A 16,515-nucleotide genomic window follows, 5' to 3' on the forward strand; every position below is an offset into this window, starting at 1 on the left:
GCTCAAACTCATCTGAAACTGTGACCGCGTTCCCAATGGCTGATAACGAATCTCCGCATTATTGATTGCGTTTTTTCAGAGCAAATTCGTCATTGCGGAGTCGAGCTGATTCAGTAATGAATTGAACCTCTTTAACTTCGAGGAAATTTTGCGTTGCATCGAGCTCGCAGAGGTACTCAGTTATGACTCACAATCGTATCGAGCATCTTGCAACTCCGCAAAGCAAACAGCAGCAAAAACTGTGAGAGTTTGTTTCCTTTACAGTCTGTGATGAGTAGTCTGTAGGGGCGGGAGACTCCAGTTGACGACGAATCGGAGGGAAGACTTATGGCCCAGGCAATTGCAAACCCTGAAGAGTTACGTGCCTTCGCATTAAAGCTCAAGCAGTTTAACAATACCATCTCTGATCAAGCGAATCTGCTTGCGGGGCAGCTAGATGCTCTCAGCACCACCTGGAGGGATCAGGAGAATACGAAATTCTCCGAAGAGTTTAAGGAACACCTTCGCCTGTTAGGGCAATTTGTCGAGGCGAACAACCAACATATTCCGTACCTGCTTCGCAAAGCAGAACGGCTCGAAGAATATCTCAGCCAACGATAACAGGTCAAAGCAATCCAGCCTCAAGCTTCCGTTTCACTCCGAACTCGATTTCAGGAATCCGATCGATGCGTCTCCTGTTGATTCTTTGCAGCCTGCTTTTTCTGGTTTGTTCGAATCGCTCGCAAGCTCAGGAGAAGCCGAATGTCTTGATCATCATGGCTGATGACTGCACATACAACGACCTGCCGTTGTATGGCGGCGAAAATGCATTAACCCCGAACATCGACCGACTCGCTGCGCAGTCACTGACTTTCAATCGAGCGTACCTCAGTGAGGCGATGTGCCAGCCGTGCCGCGCCGAGCTTTATAGTGGTCAGTATCCAATGCGAAATGGCTGCGCCTGGAACCATTCCGCGAGTCGTTCCGAAACAAAGAGTCTGCCACAGTATCTGACGCCTTTGGGCTATCGTGTCGGGATCGCTGGGAAGGTTCATGTCAAACCATCGCAAGCGTTTCCGTTTGAGAATGTCGCCGGTTTCGACAAAAACTGTGTTCGCAATCCAACTCTGGATCACGATCTGGGAGAGGTTGCAAAGTTCATGACGCGAGACTCGGCAGAACCATTTTGTCTTGTGGTTGCACTCGTTGAACCGCACGTTCCGTGGGTCATGGGAGATGCTTCGCAGTATCCACCCAAGAAAATTAAACTTCCGCCCAACATTGCCGATACTCCTCGGACACGGAAAGATTTCGGGCGTTATCTGGCAGAGGTAACGTACATGGACGGACAAGTTGGGGACTTGCTGTCGGCTCTGGAGCGGACAGGCAAAGCAGACAACACTTTGGTTCTGTTCACTTCGGAACAAGGTGCACAGTTCCCCGGTTGTAAATGGACAAACTGGGATACAGGTTTGCATACTGCACTGGTGGCTCGCTGGCCGGGAATGGTTCCAGCTGGGAAACGAACTGATGCCATTGTTCAATACGCCGATATCGCTCCCACGTTGGTAGAACTCGCGGGCGGAAAGCCTGCGGAAGCCGAATTTGACGGAACCAGTTTTGTCAAAGTCTTGAAAGGGACGGCCGACGAGCATCGTCAGTTTGCGTACGGTGTTCATAACAATATCCCTGAAGGTCCAGCTTACCCCATTCGAACAATCACCGACGGGACGTTTCGATACATCCAGAATCTCACGCCGGGGGAAATGTATATCGAGAAACATTTAATGGGCATCAACGGGAAAGGAGCACTCAACAATCCTTATTGGCAATCGTGGGTTTGGGATTCGTCGACCTCTCCGCGAACTTACGGTTTGGTGAAACGTTACATGATGCGACCGTCTGAGGAACTCTATGAAACCGCTGCCGATCCCTATGAGATGAACAATCTGGCAAATTCACCGGAGTATGCGAATCAGAAGAAGCGCCTGTTCAATGAGCTCACTCGGTGGCTGGAACAACAGGGTGACCCCGGAATCCCGCAGGACACCTTTGAGGCGATCGAAGCTGCCCGGCGAGGTGAGCATCTTTATGGACCTTCAACGAATTCGACGAAGAAGTAACAGGCAATCTGATTGCTCCTCTTTGACGAGGCCATAAGGCTGATTTTGAGAGAGCCTCCTGCATTATTAATTAAGCGAACAATTCAATAAGAAAGAGAGATGATGAGCGAACCGCAAAAATGTACGACTTTAGGACTGGCACCAAGTTTTGGCTTTGGTGATCGAATTGGACTGGCAACACCAGGACATGTTGAAGCGATGAAACGGTCCGGGAATGGCATCGAACCGATCTTTCCTCAGCAGTCGATTCGCGAAATGACGCGGACGCAGCGGACCGCTCAAGAAGTGATGGACGATGCTCTCAACGGAGCCAAGGCTGCCGGGTGGGAAGGTCGGACTGGAGCAGATGCTGATCACTTGAAAACGCCAGAAGATGTTGACGTCACCGCTGCCGTCGGATTTACATTCTTTACCATCGACCCTTCTGATGATGTCGATCAGAAGGCGGACGACTATGACGAAGGAACGTTGCGCGAGAAGTTTGCCAATGCTCGTGAAACGGCACCTTGGTACGACAGCTATCTTGGTAAGAGTGTCGACCTTCCGTCAGGCGCCAAAATTGACCTGAGCGAAGAAGCCTGCATGCGTGCGGCAGTCAAGTATGGCTCGGCGATCCAACGAGCGCTTTCGCTGGGAGACTACATTAAGTCAGTGCACAACGCGAAAGGAGACGATTACGAAATCGAACTTTCGGTCGACGAGACTGATCAGCCGACTACACTCGCCGAGCACTATATTATCGCTGATCAATGTCTTCAGGGTGGGATGAAGCTGGTGAGCCTGGCACCTCGCTTTATCGGTGAACTTGAGAAAGGCGTTGATTACAAAGGAGACGTCGACGCTTTGGAAGCATCGCTGAACAATCACGCGGCGATCTCTGAATTGCTCGGGCCTTACAAGCTGAGCCTGCATTCAGGTTCGGACAAAATTTCGATGTATGCAGCATTGGCACGAGCCACGAAAGGTCGTTTCCACGTCAAAACGGCTGGGACCAGCTATCTCGAAGCATTGAGAGTTGTTGCCCGACACGACGAAGCGTTGTTCCGTCGAATCGTCCAGTTTGGTCGCGACCACTATGATGTCGACAAGGCGACTTATCATGTCTCCGCAACCAATGAGGCTGTGCCGACTGGCGACGGTCTGGATGCCAAGAAACTGGAACAGGTCTATCTTGAGTGCTGGGCGGATGTGCCTCAAGGTGTCGGCTTCACTGAGCCCGGTCGGCAAATCTTACACTGCACGTTCGGTTCAACATTGACCGACCCTGAACTTGGCCCTGCTGTCCGTTCCGTTCTCGAATCTCACCCCGACACCTATACCGAAGTCTTGGCGGATCACTTCAGTCGACATCTTGAAGCACTCGCTTCCGGAATGTAACGGAAGCGGGTTTGCTGACAGTATTTCTCTCACCGGGCACGAGAAAGTGTCCGGCGAGATTTCTCATTGATTGAGAAAGCGAATTCAGGTTTCACAATCAGTTCGATAGTGAATTCAAGATTGCTCTTTACGATTTGCCTCGTGGTGAGCAGTTCTCGAAGCCATGAAAGAGACCTTCATGGGCACGACAAGTATTGGCACCGTGATTAAATTAACGGGGCAGCTATTACTTTTCTGCCATCTGATCAAGTTCTTCCAGTTTGAGTCGGACGCTGACAATGTAAGGTTGTTCACCTTCAGTCCAGTGGCCATAGGTCGTGGTGACGATTGTTCCATCGGGAAGGACTTCGACACCGGGGTAAGCGCAATCGGCACCTTTTTTGTTGTCCATCAAGCGCACGCGGTATTGTCCTTCTCGCCCTTCTGCGATGTCCTCGTACTTCCCAACCCAGGCAACCCAGTCACCGGGAGTCGGGCTTTCAAGGGTTCGGTCGCGGAAGGAAATGAATAACCGACCATCGGGAGTATACTTCGCGGTGTGTCGGTCTCCTGTCAGAGAGGCGGGAAGTTCTTTCGGATCGGTCCATGTTTTGCCTTCGTCATTGCTGAAGATGACATAGGAATTTCGAAGTCGTCGATTTTCTCGAAGCAAGACTGCGATTTGTTTTCCATCGGGGGAGCGGACTCCACCCGGTTCGCAAAGATGAACATCCGAGCGGGCAAAGATTGCTTCTGGAAATGACCATGTCAGCCCGCCATCATTGGAGAACGTTTTATAGAGTGTGAAAGTCGCTGGCTTGGTTTGTTTCGGTTCTGGTTGCATGAATCTTCCATCGTCATGAAAGAATGCGATGTACTGGCCGGGAGTTTTTAGCTCCATGACAGTTCCCATCACTACGATTCCGCCCCAGTCTCCTGCGATTTTGAGCGGAGACCAATTTTTGCCGTCGTCTTCACTGACAGCTAACCGGGCAGGATACAATCCTGACCACATGATCAGTCTTTTGTTCCCTTGGGCATCGACAACAGGGTGAAGCGTTGGTGTTTCCTTGCTGGTTGCCCAGTTCTCCGGAGTCGGAAGACGGTCGCTCCAAGTTAGTCCACCATCGAGGCTGCGCTTGTAGAGGATCGGTCCACGTCCGTGACCTTTGGGATAGACGCACAGAATCGTTTTTCCATCTTCCAATAAAACCGTCGTAGGATGTCCCAGATATTGGCCCTTCTCGATGTCGACGATCACTTGGCGATCTTTTTGATCCGCCAGATCGAGGGTCGGAATCGTATACCCACGCGGCGCCTTCTCTTCGACTTCTCCAAGATTGCCTGTGATCTTCCAGTCGGCAATTTGCATCGTGCTGCGCCACGGACGGAACGCAATCGTATCAAATCCAGTTCCGGGATCTTCGACCGAGACTGCTTCTTTTCCATTTAACAGGAAGCGAATTGCTTTACCGTCACTGATCACCTGGAAGTCGAACCAGTCTTCGGACTCAAAATAATCATCGGGGTTCCCAATGAACTTCAGGTCTCCAAAGATAGGACCATTGACGAACACCTCTTCAGCCGCACCCTCAAAGCCGAAGTGGCTGTTTCCAAGTTGAAATGTCGCAGCCGATTTTTCCTGGCCGATGAGTCGAAGTCGAGCATCAACCTGAAATGGTCCCAGCTTAAGACTTCTTTCAGAAAGAAGAAGCGAGTTCAAGCCGTGTCCTTCGATCGCTCCATCTTTGGTTTTCCATTCTTTGGATTGTGCCCAGGCGTTTTGGGGTTCTCCCTTTTTAACGAGGAAAACTTCTCCCTGTACCGACGTTGCAATTAGCGAGCATACGAGAGTTGCGAAGACAAAATGCTTCATTGTTAGTCAATCCTTGCAGGAATATTGATGCGTCAGGTTTGAATGAATCTGGATCTCTGGATTTGGCCACTTGAGGGCTGAGAAAAACTTTCGTCAGAGAGGTTTTCAAATCAGTACATCATCATGTCTGAGTTCGGTGAATCATGCAACTCGCTCGCTTTCGCTAGGGTGAACAGCATGGTAAATTTCGTATCTTAGATTGCAGCATGTCTCATCAATACATTTCTCGTGAAAATCAAGCTGAACAATGAGTGAATTTGAATCTGTCAATGTCATGAAGGCTGCCAACATCTACTTTGATGGCAACGTGTCCAGTCGCACCGTCAAATTCGCTGATGGCAGTACGAAGTCACTGGGGATCATGCTGCCGGGTGTCTACCAATTTGGCACAGAGAAACCTGAGCGAATGGAAATCCTTTCTGGAAAGCTTGATGTCGTGCTTCCAGGGGAATCGGACAGTTTGAGTTTCGAAGGTGGACAAGAATTCAATGTTCCGGGGAAATCGAAATTCAAAGTGACTGTCCACGAAGTGACTGACTATGTTTGCTCATACCTAGATGCTTGAAGGGTGGATCACTGAGTTCGCTGTTGTTGGTTCGAAGACAAGTCTGCGTGAGAGAAATTTTCGATTCGAGTGAGCCCTTTCTGTTTTGTTGATCGTTTTCAGTGGAATTCAGTGGAAATCTGCTAAGGGTTACCTCAATCGTGAAGTTCAAGTAGGCAGACTCCTCTTGCAAGCACGTTTTTCAGGACGAATTCTTGAGTGAGTAGAAGTTTGTCGCCGCTCTCGTAACACTTTTGCACCGTCTCAACCCAACGGTCTCAACTAAACGATCTCAACTAAACGATCTCAACTAAACGATCTATTCACACTCAATGATCCATAGAAAATGACTCTTTCGAAATCAGCCTCTACGGAAAATCATCTTCGTCTGCATGCCGAGCAGCAGTTTGCACACGAGCTTGAAGCATTATCGCAAGTCGATGAACGTCAGAAGCCGCCGAACTGGAAACTCTCACCCTGGGCTGTGAAGTTGTATCTGTTGGGAGGGACTCTGGACGACGGTACAGAGATCACAGCGAAATACATCGGCAAAGAACGGTTGATTGAAATCGCAATTGCGACTTTAGCGACTGACCGTGCACTGTTGTTGTATGGAATTCCGGGGACAGCAAAAAGTTGGGTGAGCGAACACCTCGCCGCTGCGATTTGTGGGACATCGACGCTACTGGTTCAGGGGACAGCCGGGACGGATGAATCGGCGTTACGGTACGGTTGGAATTACGCGCGCCTGCTTGCGGAAGGGCCATCGCCAGCAGCCCTGGTCGAAAGTCCGATGATTGACGCCATGCGAACCGGCCGCATTGCCCGCATCGAAGAAATGACTCGCATTCCAAGCGAAGTACAAGATGCACTCATTACGATTCTCTCGGAAAAGTCATTACCGGTTCCTGAACTCAACAGTGAAATTCAAGCGGTCAAAGGTTTCAATGTCATCGCGACGGCGAACAACCGAGACAAAGGGGTCAACGAACTATCGAGTGCCTTGATGCGTCGATTTAACACCGTGGTTCTACCAGTTCCCGACTCGTTTGATGACGAGATCCAAATTGTTCAAAGTCGAGCCGACCAACTTGGACGAGCGTTGGAACTTCCAGCTGAGAAGCCTGCGCTGGAAGAGATTCGACGAGTTGTGACAATCTTCCGCGAGCTGCGGAATGGAGTGACGGAAGATGGGAAGACGAAACTGAAAAGCCCCAGCGCGACCCTTTCCACAGCTGAAGCGATCTCAGTGGTCTCCAACGGAATGGCGATGTCGGCATATTATGGTGACGGAGAACTGAAGGCGGGTGACATGATTTCGGGACTCACCGGAGCGATTGTCAAAGACCCGGTTCAAGATCAACTCGTTTGGCAAGAGTATCTGCAAACAGTCGTTAAAGAACGTGACGACTGGAAAGACCTGTACCGAGCCAGTCGTGACTTCTCGGGGTAACACATTTTAGAACACTCTCGTGATTAGTTTCCGTAAAGAGTGCTTTCCGCCAGCGAGATGGATGTTCGCCACGAGGCAGTACAAAAAAATCTATTTTGGATTTGCTCCAGCTCGAACAAAGTTTGGAATGAGATCCTGAAACCTCGGTGATACAGATCGATGACAGAGGTTTTGGTAGAGTTCCTTTTGTGAACTGATCGACATCGTTCCCAATTGATTATTGAAAGCGGACATCGTGAGTCAGAGCACGGTTTTTGGAATTCGACATCATGGGCCGGGATGCGCCCGGAGTGTTCGGGCTGCGCTTGATGAATTGAAACCAGATGTGGTGGCTCTTGAAGGTCCGGCCGATGCGGAAATCGCGCTGCCGCTGGTCAATCATGATGAGATGATCCCTCCCGTTTCGATGTTGATCTATCCGAAAGATGAACCTCGACGGTCGGTCAGTTTCCCGTTGACCGATTTCTCGCCGGAATGGCAGGTTTTGAAGTGGGCTGGGGAGAACAAAGTTCCGGTTCGGTTGATGGACTTGCCGATGTCGCATCGCCTGGCACTCGATAAACAGCTTGAAAAACAGGATGAAAAGAGAGCCCCTGAATCCCCCGATCTGGCGGAGAAGAAAGCCTCTGAGTTCCGGGCTGATCCAATCGCGCTGCTTGCTGAGGCAGCTGGCTACGCGGATCATGAACTTTGGTGGGAAGAGCAAATTGAACGTCGCGAAGATGCAACCGGCCTCTTCGAGGCGATTCTCGAAGCCATGCAAACGATACGCGAGGAGTACCCGGAAACTCGCGAAAGTGACTTGCTTCGTGAAGCGTTCATGCGCAAGACAATTCGAAAAATCCGTAAAGAAACAGTTGGGCATGTTGCGATTGTTTGCGGTGCCTGGCATTCACCGGTGCTTACAGAAGAAGCTCTCAACGGGAAAATCGATGGTTGCAAAATCAAAGATGATACAGCCCGGCTGAAAGGGTTGCCGAAGCTGAAGACGACCGCCACCTGGATTCCGTGGACACATTCTCGATTGAGCTACCGTAGCGGCTACGGAGCCGGAGTCGATTCGCCCGGATGGTACTCACACATTTGGGAGTCTCCACAAGATGCTCCTCTGCGTTGGCTGACAAATGCTGCCCGCCTGTTGCGTGAAAAGGATCTCGACGCCTCTTCTGCAAGCGTAATTGAAGCATCGCGGCTTGCCGAAACTCTTGCTGCCCTTCGCGACTTAAGATCGCCCGGTTTAAGGGAATTGAATGAATCGATCCTGACTGTTTTCTGCCAAGGTGACGACAGCCCGCTCAGGCTGATCCGTAAACGATTGGAAATCGGCGACAAGCTCGGATCGGTTCCCGATGAAACACCTTCTGTTCCACTCGCAGAGAACCTTGCGAAACTGCAAAAGTCGCTGAGGATGAAACCTTCGACGGAGAAGAAACTTCTGGATCTCGATCTACGAAAGGAGATCGGTCGAGAGAGAAGCCACCTGCTCCATCGGCTCAATATGTTAGAGGTCTCGTGGGGAGTCTGGGAAGAATCGGGTGGCGGTGATTCGACGTTCCATGAAATCTGGCAACTCGAATGGCAGCCTGAATTTGCTGTCGCCATCATCGAAGCAAATGTCTGGGGGAATACGGTTGAATTGGCTGCGACCCACCGTACGGTTCAGCGAGGACGAGATGCCCAGAGCATCCAGGAACTGACTGAGCTTCTTCATTCTGCCATACTGGCTGACTTGCAATCGGCGATTCCTGAGCTTCTCGAAATTATCCGTGTTCAGGCGTCGGTTTCGGCAGATGTTCGCCATCTCATGGAGGCTGTACTTCCACTTGCCAGGATTGCTCGTTACAGCGACGTTCGCAAAACAGAAGCTGCGAATGTGCTGCCCATTCTTGATGGAATGTTTGATCGAATTCTCGTTGGACTGATTTCGGCCTGCTTGGCCCTTGACGATTCGGCAGCAGAGACAATGCTCGAAGGCCTGTCAAAGGCTCAACAAGCGATTGATTTGCTTGGTGACGAAACTTTGCAGTCAGAGTGGAATGTTCGGTTGCGAAAATTGCTTACCAGCAAGGTGAATGGATTGCTGCGCGGCTGGGCGTGTCGACTCCTTTTAGAGAAAGACGAAATCGAAAAGGAAGAATTTGACCGTCTGACAAGACTCGAACTTTCGCCAGTGACAGAGACCTCAGTGGCGGCAACCTGGTTGACCGGACTTCTCAAGGGAAGCGGGCTACTTCTAGTGCATCAGGAGACACTTTGGGAAATTTTCGACGAATGGCTCCGCCGGCTTAAAGTCGAAACCTTTGTGGAAATGCTTCCAGTGTTACGTCGGGCGTTTAGCGATTTCAATACCGCTGAACGGCGTCAAATGGGTGAGAAAGTGAAATTTCTCACTGATCGGAGATCGACGATTGTCGACTCTACCGAGAGCGAAAATGGAGACGAGATCAACCATGAACGAGCTGCCAAAGTTCTTCCAGTTCTCACTGAGATCATGGGAGGGGATTTGAAATGAGTCAGCCACAACGCTCCTCGGAGGAACACGAACGGCTCAAACGCTGGCGTTTAGTGCTTGGGGCAGATTCAGAGCCTGAGCCTGATTCCGGACATGGTCTGCCGGGAGGGATAGAAGGGCTGGATGTTCAGTTAGAAGGTGACGAACTGCAAATGGACAAAGTCTTGCAGGCGTTGTACGACTCTGATCGCAAATCAGGACTGGGGAAAACATCACCTAAAGTCAATCGTTGGTTGGGAGATATTCGCACGTACTTCAGTTCCTCAAACGTTCGTATGATGCAAAAAGACGCACTCGAACGGTTGAAGCTTCACAAGATGCTGCTGGAGCCGGAAACTCTGGAACATATCGAAGCGGATGTTCATCTCGTGGGGACGCTGGTTTCCCTGAAGGGAATTATTCCACAGAAAACAAAAGAGACCGCCCGCAAAGTGGTTCGAAAAGTCGTTGATGAAATTGAACGCAAGCTCCGGAATCCTTTGCTCGAAGCGGTGCGTGGAGCGTTGAGTAAAGTGACTCGCTCGCAACGTCCGCGTTCAAGTGAAATCGACTGGGACCGCACCATTCGAAAGAACTTACGAAACTATCTTCCCGAACAAAAAACGATCATCCCAGAGCGGTTGGTTGGGTATGGTCGGAAGCAGTCTTCTCTGAGAGACATCATTCTTTGTGTCGATCAGAGTGGATCAATGGCGACTTCAGTGGTCTACTCCAGTATCTTTGCTGCTGTTCTGGCTTCAATGAGAGCAGTCAGCACGAAGCTTGTTGTCTTTGATACCGAAATTGCTGATTTGACGGAGTTGCTCCAAGATCCCGTCGATGTTCTGTTCGGCGCTCAACTCGGAGGCGGAACGGATATCAATCGGGCGGTCGGATATTGTCAGCAACTCGTTGAACGCCCCGACCAGACGATTATGGTCATCATCACAGATCTCTATGAAGGAGGCGATGTTTACGGGCTACTTGGACGAATTGCACGGCTAGTCGCTTCAGGCGTGACTGTTGTATGTCTGTTGTCTCTTAGCGATGATGGGGCTCCAATGTATAACGATCAGTTAGCTGCGAACTTCGCAGAACTCGGTGTCCCAGCGTTTGCGTGTACTCCAGATCTCTTTCCAGATCTGATGGCAAGTGCAATTCAAAAACAGGATTTGAATTCCTGGGCAGCCATGAACAATATCGTGGTTCGCGGACATGAAGAAGCTTTTCACCACGACGAGTCGTCAAGCATGTCGTAGACGTGCTGGACTGTGGAACATAATGCTCGTCGTTTTTGGTTGTTACTCATCCCTTTTACACTAAGGAATCATTCAATGGCTCGTTCGACTGGAAATTGTATCGCTGATTCGCTTCAACTCTGTTTGGGATATGCCGAAAGACTTTTGAAAGACATCCCGGCTGAATCGTTCGGTCGCTTTGCTACTGTCGGTGGAGAGACTGTCAACTCTAATCATCCGGCGTTTATTCTGGGGCATCTCAGTTTGTACCCGATTCGAGTTCTCACGGAACTTGGACAGGACCCGGCCGATGCCATCACACCAGAGAACTATGAGTCGCTCTTCAGCGACAAGGTCACTTGCCAGGATGACGTCGACGGAACGCTTTATCCTCCGATGGAGGAAATCAAAGAGTATTTCTTCAAGGGCTACGGAGCAGCTTTAGAGAAACTGCGAGCCGCCGAAGATGAAATTTTTCTTCAAGACAACCCTGCTGAAGGTCGCCTCAAGGAACTCTTCCCAACGATAGGTTCGATGCATGCGTTCTATGTCGGTGGGCATGTCATGGTTCATCTCGGACAATTGAGTGCATGGCGTCGTATGCAAGGGATGGGACCTGCATAGCGGGAATAGACACATCTGCCGACTGGCACGTACTGTCAGGTTGTCAGGATAAAATATTGCTGAATACAGATTCCCGAGAGTTCGGAACTTTCGGGAATCTCTTATTTTAAGGGGGGATGGGCCTGTCGCCGGTTCCCGATCTTCATCGTTTTTTTGAATCACGGTTGATTCAAATGAGTCAGTCGGATACCACATGAAAATCTAATCAATGCCGACTGATGGAAATTACCTGCGATGAGTTCTTCGAACGCCGATCCTGTCTACGTCCATTCAAAAAATGAAGCCTATCTCATTCTGATTGTTTGGGCGCTCAGCTTTGCCTGGACTGTACCCTACTGCTACTTCACCGGATACCAGACGACTAGCGAGAATTGGGAGTTGACGCTCACGATGGGGATCCCTTCCTGGATCTTCTGGGGCGTTGCATTCCCCTGGTGTGTCTCTGGTCTGTTGTCGATTTTGATCTGTCTCTTCTTCATCAAAGATGATGATCTCGGTCAAGCTGACGACGAACTTCCGCTCGATGAATAATTCACGTCATCTGATTCACCCTGACAAAATCTGAATGGACGATTGGAATTTCTGCGAACAACAACGATTCCGTGAGTCTTATTCAAAATTTCATTCTTCCCTCCACCCCGCCCTGCCTTTCGGGAAATACTCAATGTCTTCGATTTCCAATTTTCAGATCCTCGCCGTCAATGCCTCTGATGCTGCGATCTGGACGTTTGTGGTTTACACGCTTCTTGTCTTTGTCATCGCCGGCTTTGCAAATAATCTTCTCAAAGGGCGAAGCTTTCTGAGTGAATACTTTCTGGGTAGTCGCGGATTGGGAGTTTGGGCATTCGCTTTAACATTCGCTGCAACGAGCGCATCGGGAGGAAGCTTCACCGGGTTTCCCGCTAAAATCTACACTCATGGTTGGATTCTGGCACTCTGGATCGCCAGTTATATGGTCTATCCATTGTGTACAATGGGACTGCTGGGAAAACGTGTGAATCAGGTCGCGCGGAAAAGCGGAGCGATTACGATTCCGGATGTTCTACGAGATCGTTTCGACAGCCGCAGTTTCGGTTTGGTTGCAACGCTCTTGATTGTCTTTTTTCTCTCTTTCAATCTCATTGCACAGTTCAAAGCTGGGAGTGTGATTCTGCAAACACTGATTCAGGATGTCGACGCTTTTAAAGGCTTGAGCGGCTTCGTGGGGAGTTCGGTCAGCGGAATGGATTTCTTCTCAGAAGTCGATCCCGGATACTTTACTTGCCTGGTTCTTTTCGGTGTTCTCGTCATCGTCTATACCACGTACGGCGGATTCCATGCAGTTGTTTGGACGGACGTGATGCAAGGGGTCGTGATGATCGCTGGTGTTGCCATCATGCTGCCGTTAACACTCTCGCAAGTTGGTGGACTCAGGTCGGGAACCGAACAGATGGCGAGGATGATTCCGCCACGGATCGGAACTGCTTCAATGGAACTGGCTGACTCCACTGATTCACCGAGAGCACTCACAAACATCTGGATCGCACAAACGAATTCAGACGACATTCGGCAGATTTACCGGCTTAGCGGGTCGATCGCAATTCCAGCTGGGGAGAAGGTGATTGACGACATTCCCGTCGTGGAAATTCGGACCCCAGAAGAAGTCGAAAGGCTATGGGACAAATTTTTCTCTGAATTACCAGAGAGCGCATGGCATCAAATTGGTCCAGCAGAGTCGAATATCCGACAAGCAGCTGTCGAGGGAAATTTCGTTCTGGGAGCAACTGAGTCTGGGATCGACATCCTTTGTACGTTTGGAGAGTTTCAAGACTTTGAGTATGGAGCCGAGCGGACTGGTCACTATGTTTCCGGACCTGCTCCAATGCCACCAAAGCCTGATCAGGACGATGGTCCCACCGATGCAGAAGTCGCAGCTGCTGCGGGATTCCTCCCGCTTGGTATGGCGATCTCCTTCTTCTTCATGTGGGCGATTTCAGGAACTGGTCAGCCGCAATACATGGTTCGGTTGATGGCATTCAAAGATTCGAAAACGCTTCGTCGAGCGATTATTACCGTGACGATTTATTACGGGCTCATCTATTTTCCGTTAGTCGTCATCTTCTGCTATTCACGAATTCTTCTACCCGGTATGGAGAATGAAGCAGACCGAATTATGCCTGCGATGGCGGTCACTCTTACAGAGAACGCAGGTTATGGATGGTTAGCAGGTCTTCTTGTTGCAGCCCCGTTCGCTGCTGTGATGTCAACTGTCGATAGTTTCTTACTCGTGATTTCTTCCGCGCTTGTTCGAGATGTTTATCAACGGAATATCAGCCCCAATGCGAGCGAGACGACGATCAAGCGTCTTTGTTATCTCACGACACTCGTCATCGGAACGATTGCCCTTGTCTGTGCCATCAACCCTCCTGCATATTTGCAGGACATCATCGTCTACGTCGGTTCAGGGTTGGCGGCCTGCTTCCTGTTCCCGGTCGTCGCGCTATTATTCTGGAAGCGATCAAATACTGCTGGTTGCCTGGGAAGTATGTTGGTTGGTTTCGGGACACATCTGTTTATGCACGTTCTCAGCTGGTGGCGAGGTGGTGAGTTTACCGATCCAGTCAACCTCTTTGGGTTTTCTCCTGTGGTCGTTGCACTGGCGGCGTCTCTCATTGCAGTGCTTGTGATTACTCCGATCACTCCGAAACCGGCTGAGCACCTCGTGAAAAAATACTTCGAGAAAGAATAGGCCTCTTATCAGGTCAGTGATAACGCCTCACAACCGTCAGGCTGTAAGCCCCCTGACCTGCTTGCGGATTGTTCCTCAACCTGTCGAATCAGGTTGAGGAAATCCGTTGTTCCACTCGATTACTTTCAGACAACGTTCTACTAGAGCAGTTTGCTTTACCGTGTGCCCGTGAAGAACGCAATTCTCTAGTAAAATGCTGTTCGCCACGAGGCAGAACCTGCAAACCAATTCGAAAGATGCTCTTGACCGGTCGTTCCGCTTGGCTGGCAACTGTCCAGTAGCGGCTCGTACGATCTGCACAGCCAAAGAGAATTTACGAGAACAGATCCTGTGACGTGAAATTGTACTCTCAAACGTTGAGAAAAGAGACGGTTCCGGAGGTTGACGGACTGGTTAAGGTGAGCTGGTGCGGTCTCGGTAGTTGAACGGAGGAAGTTGATCGGGGGCGACGAGAGGTTTGTATTTTCGTTCACCGAGGCGTCTTTGCAATTCATCATTGGCTTGCTGGACGATGTCAGGAGAGTGAAAGAGGTCGTAAGCCGTCGCTGCCAGTGTTCGGGCGGCGAGCGTCATTCCGTATTTGGCGATTGGAGTATTGCCGCAGGCGACAGCTTGCCAGGAGTGACCGGGAGTCCCCGGGACCCAACAGGCTGCGTTGAATCCGGTTGTCGGAACAACCCAGGAAACGTCGCCCACATCTGTCGACCCTTGCCCTGTTTCTCCGCGTGTATTGACTACGATTTGTATTGAATCCAGCGATCGCGGGGCAGGCATGGTCTCCTGAAGCTTGAGTGCGAACTTGATGTCCTCATCGGTGTACTTCAAGTCATTCAATTCCTTGAGGTTTCTTCGCGTCACTTCGGAAAGAGCGTTGTTCGGCATGATCTCGACAATGCCACCTTCGTTGCGAATTTCGAGGCGTGTTTCCGTGGCCAGTGCTCCTGCTTCGGCACACTTCACGACACGTTCGTAGATGTTCCGGACAACATCTGAACTCGGGTGACGGACGTAGTAATAGACTTCCGCGAAGTTCGGCACAATGTTTGGGGCGTCTCCACCAGAGCTGATGACATAGTGGATGCGAGTTTTGTCAGGAACATGTTCTCGGAGCAGCTGCGTGCCGAAGTTTGTGAGTTCAACGGCATCGAGCGCCGAGCGGCCTTGTTCAGGAGCAGCGGCTGCATGAGAACTCGTTCCGTGGAACCGGAATTTGACGGCGATTCGTGCAAGTGATGATCGATCGCCAGCTGCGTTTCGGCTACTTGGGTGCCAATGCAAAGCAAGGTCGACATCATCGAACAGCCCAGCTCGGACGAGAAACACTTTCGCGCTTCCACCTTCTTCCGCCGGGCATCCATAATAGCGGAGAGTTCCTTTGATGTGCCCTGCCTGAATTTGTTTCGCCAAAGAGATCGCAGCAGATGCAGAGGCGACACCGAACAGGTGATGCCCGCATCCATGACCGTAGTATTTTCCCTTGGGTTGCTCCTGATATGGGACAGCATTCTGAGCCAGTCCCGGAAGAGCATCATATTCACCGAGAATAGCAATGACAGGTTTTCCTTCACCGATCGTCGCGGTGAAAGCTGTGGGGATTTTTCCAACTCCGTGCTGAACTTTGAACCCTGCATCTTCGAGCCAGTCAGCGAGTAGCTTCGACGATTTCTCTTCCTTGTAGCCAGGTTCCGCCCACTCCCAGATTTGCTGAGCATTCTCCCATGCGGTCGGTTCTAGTGCCTTGACCGACGAGAGAACTTCCTTTTTATTCTGAGCGAGAATTGGTTGTGCCAATAATGAAAAGAACGTCAAGATGGCAGCGCAACGAAGAGAGAGCATTTTGAATCCTGCATTTGTGTCTATGATCAGTCTCAGCAACTTCTCAATTCAGAGGTTGCTGATGGAGACTGGAGACGCTCGACCGATTAAGCGGAACTGCTAATCTACGAGCCGAATCTGAAAGAGAATACAGTTTCTCCGTCAGAATACGCAACGATCTTCATGAAAGTGCTGATAAAGTGAAATTCATAGCGGTTCATACAGGGTTGGCACTTACACGCAGCATGATTCTCCGTCAGAATAGACGAGTTGTACGTCTTGCAGGAG

At 50.4% G+C, this 16,515-nt stretch carries 12 protein-coding genes; 10 read left to right on the forward strand and 2 right to left on the reverse strand.

All coding sequences use genetic code 11. The annotated features are described in order from the left end of the window. Nucleotides 1-327 precede the first annotated feature (327 nt). The 3 genes from Mal48_RS09055 (at nucleotide 328) to Mal48_RS09065 (ending at nucleotide 3,479) form a co-directional block, all read left to right on the forward strand. Complete coding sequence (locus tag Mal48_RS09055; protein WP_145198174.1) at nucleotides 328-600, forward strand: WXG100 family type VII secretion target; 273 nt, start codon at nucleotides 328-330, stop codon at nucleotides 598-600. A gap of 65 nt (nucleotides 601-665) precedes the next feature. Next, entirely contained in the window at nucleotides 666-2,102 is a 1,437-nt protein-coding gene (locus Mal48_RS09060) for a sulfatase family protein (protein ID WP_145198176.1), read from the forward strand. A gap of 99 nt (nucleotides 2,103-2,201) precedes the next feature. Then, on the forward strand, nucleotides 2,202-3,479 hold the full coding sequence (locus tag Mal48_RS09065; RefSeq protein ID WP_231739966.1) for a tagaturonate epimerase family protein: 1,278 nt from the start codon (nucleotides 2,202-2,204) through the stop codon (nucleotides 3,477-3,479). Between the two features lie 226 nt (nucleotides 3,480-3,705). Here Mal48_RS09065 and Mal48_RS09070 read toward each other — a convergent pair whose 3' ends face one another. Further along, the gene (locus Mal48_RS09070; RefSeq protein WP_231739967.1) at nucleotides 3,706-5,334 is read right to left on the reverse strand and encodes a sialidase family protein; all 1,629 of its coding nucleotides are present in this window, start codon (nucleotides 5,332-5,334) and stop codon (nucleotides 3,706-3,708) included. Nucleotides 5,335-5,581: 247 nt separating this feature from the next. Here Mal48_RS09070 and ppnP point away from each other — a divergent pair, with 247 nt between their 5' ends. From ppnP to Mal48_RS09105, 7 genes are all read left to right on the forward strand, one after another. Further along, complete coding sequence (gene ppnP / locus Mal48_RS09075; RefSeq protein ID WP_145198178.1) at nucleotides 5,582-5,899, forward strand: pyrimidine/purine nucleoside phosphorylase; 318 nt, start codon at nucleotides 5,582-5,584, stop codon at nucleotides 5,897-5,899. A gap of 325 nt (nucleotides 5,900-6,224) precedes the next feature. After that, a complete protein-coding gene (locus Mal48_RS09080; RefSeq protein ID WP_145198180.1) occupies nucleotides 6,225-7,331 on the forward strand; it encodes an ATP-binding protein in 1,107 nt (368 codons plus the stop codon). 235 nt (nucleotides 7,332-7,566) lie between these two features. Continuing rightward, entirely contained in the window at nucleotides 7,567-9,843 is a 2,277-nt protein-coding gene (locus tag Mal48_RS09085) for a DUF5682 family protein (RefSeq protein ID WP_145198182.1), read from the forward strand. Beyond that, nucleotides 9,840-11,081 (forward strand): VWA domain-containing protein, encoded by a 1,242-nt coding sequence (locus Mal48_RS09090; protein WP_145198184.1) that lies wholly within the window; start codon nucleotides 9,840-9,842, stop codon nucleotides 11,079-11,081. Before Mal48_RS09085 ends, Mal48_RS09090 begins: the two co-directional genes overlap by 4 nt. Nucleotides 11,082-11,156: 75 nt before the next feature. Continuing rightward, the gene (locus Mal48_RS09095; RefSeq protein WP_145198186.1) at nucleotides 11,157-11,684 is read left to right on the forward strand and encodes a DinB family protein; all 528 of its coding nucleotides are present in this window, start codon (nucleotides 11,157-11,159) and stop codon (nucleotides 11,682-11,684) included. 234 nt (nucleotides 11,685-11,918) lie between these two features. Continuing rightward, entirely contained in the window at nucleotides 11,919-12,215 is a 297-nt protein-coding gene (locus Mal48_RS09100; protein WP_145198188.1) for a DUF997 family protein, read from the forward strand. Between the two features lie 133 nt (nucleotides 12,216-12,348). Further along, nucleotides 12,349-14,412, forward strand: coding sequence for a sodium:solute symporter family transporter (locus tag Mal48_RS09105; RefSeq protein ID WP_197442192.1), 2,064 nt, complete (start codon nucleotides 12,349-12,351; stop codon nucleotides 14,410-14,412). Between the two features lie 393 nt (nucleotides 14,413-14,805). Here the strand turns inward: Mal48_RS09105 and Mal48_RS09110 are convergent, their stop codons facing one another. Further along, complete coding sequence (locus Mal48_RS09110) at nucleotides 14,806-16,248, reverse strand: amidohydrolase (protein ID WP_145198192.1); 1,443 nt, start codon at nucleotides 16,246-16,248, stop codon at nucleotides 14,806-14,808. Nucleotides 16,249-16,515: the final 267 nt, after the last annotated feature.

This window comes from Thalassoglobus polymorphus (assembly GCF_007744255.1).
In the GTDB taxonomy this organism is placed as follows: domain Bacteria; phylum Planctomycetota; class Planctomycetia; order Planctomycetales; family Planctomycetaceae; genus Thalassoglobus; species Thalassoglobus polymorphus.

What these genes read in the sequence shown, in the direction of transcription:
- Mal48_RS09055 (WP_145198174.1), top strand. Translation starts at nt 328, where the DNA reads ATGGCCCAGGCAATTGCAAACCCTGAAGAGTTACGTGCCTTCGCATTA.
- Mal48_RS09060 (WP_145198176.1), top strand. Translation starts at nt 666, where the DNA reads ATGCGTCTCCTGTTGATTCTTTGCAGCCTGCTTTTTCTGGTTTGTTCG.
- Mal48_RS09065 (WP_231739966.1), top strand. Translation starts at nt 2,202, where the DNA reads ATGATGAGCGAACCGCAAAAATGTACGACTTTAGGACTGGCACCAAGT.
- Mal48_RS09070 (WP_231739967.1), bottom strand. Translation starts at nt 5,334, where the DNA reads ATGAAGCATTTTGTCTTCGCAACTCTCGTATGCTCGCTAATTGCAACG.
- ppnP (WP_145198178.1), top strand. Translation starts at nt 5,582, where the DNA reads ATGAGTGAATTTGAATCTGTCAATGTCATGAAGGCTGCCAACATCTAC.
- Mal48_RS09080 (WP_145198180.1), top strand. Translation starts at nt 6,225, where the DNA reads ATGACTCTTTCGAAATCAGCCTCTACGGAAAATCATCTTCGTCTGCAT.
- Mal48_RS09090 (WP_145198184.1), top strand. Translation starts at nt 9,840, where the DNA reads ATGAGTCAGCCACAACGCTCCTCGGAGGAACACGAACGGCTCAAACGC.
- Mal48_RS09095 (WP_145198186.1), top strand. Translation starts at nt 11,157, where the DNA reads ATGGCTCGTTCGACTGGAAATTGTATCGCTGATTCGCTTCAACTCTGT.
- Mal48_RS09100 (WP_145198188.1), top strand. Translation starts at nt 11,919, where the DNA reads ATGAGTTCTTCGAACGCCGATCCTGTCTACGTCCATTCAAAAAATGAA.
- Mal48_RS09105 (WP_197442192.1), top strand. Translation starts at nt 12,349, where the DNA reads ATGTCTTCGATTTCCAATTTTCAGATCCTCGCCGTCAATGCCTCTGAT.
- Mal48_RS09110 (WP_145198192.1), bottom strand. Translation starts at nt 16,248, where the DNA reads ATGCTCTCTCTTCGTTGCGCTGCCATCTTGACGTTCTTTTCATTATTG.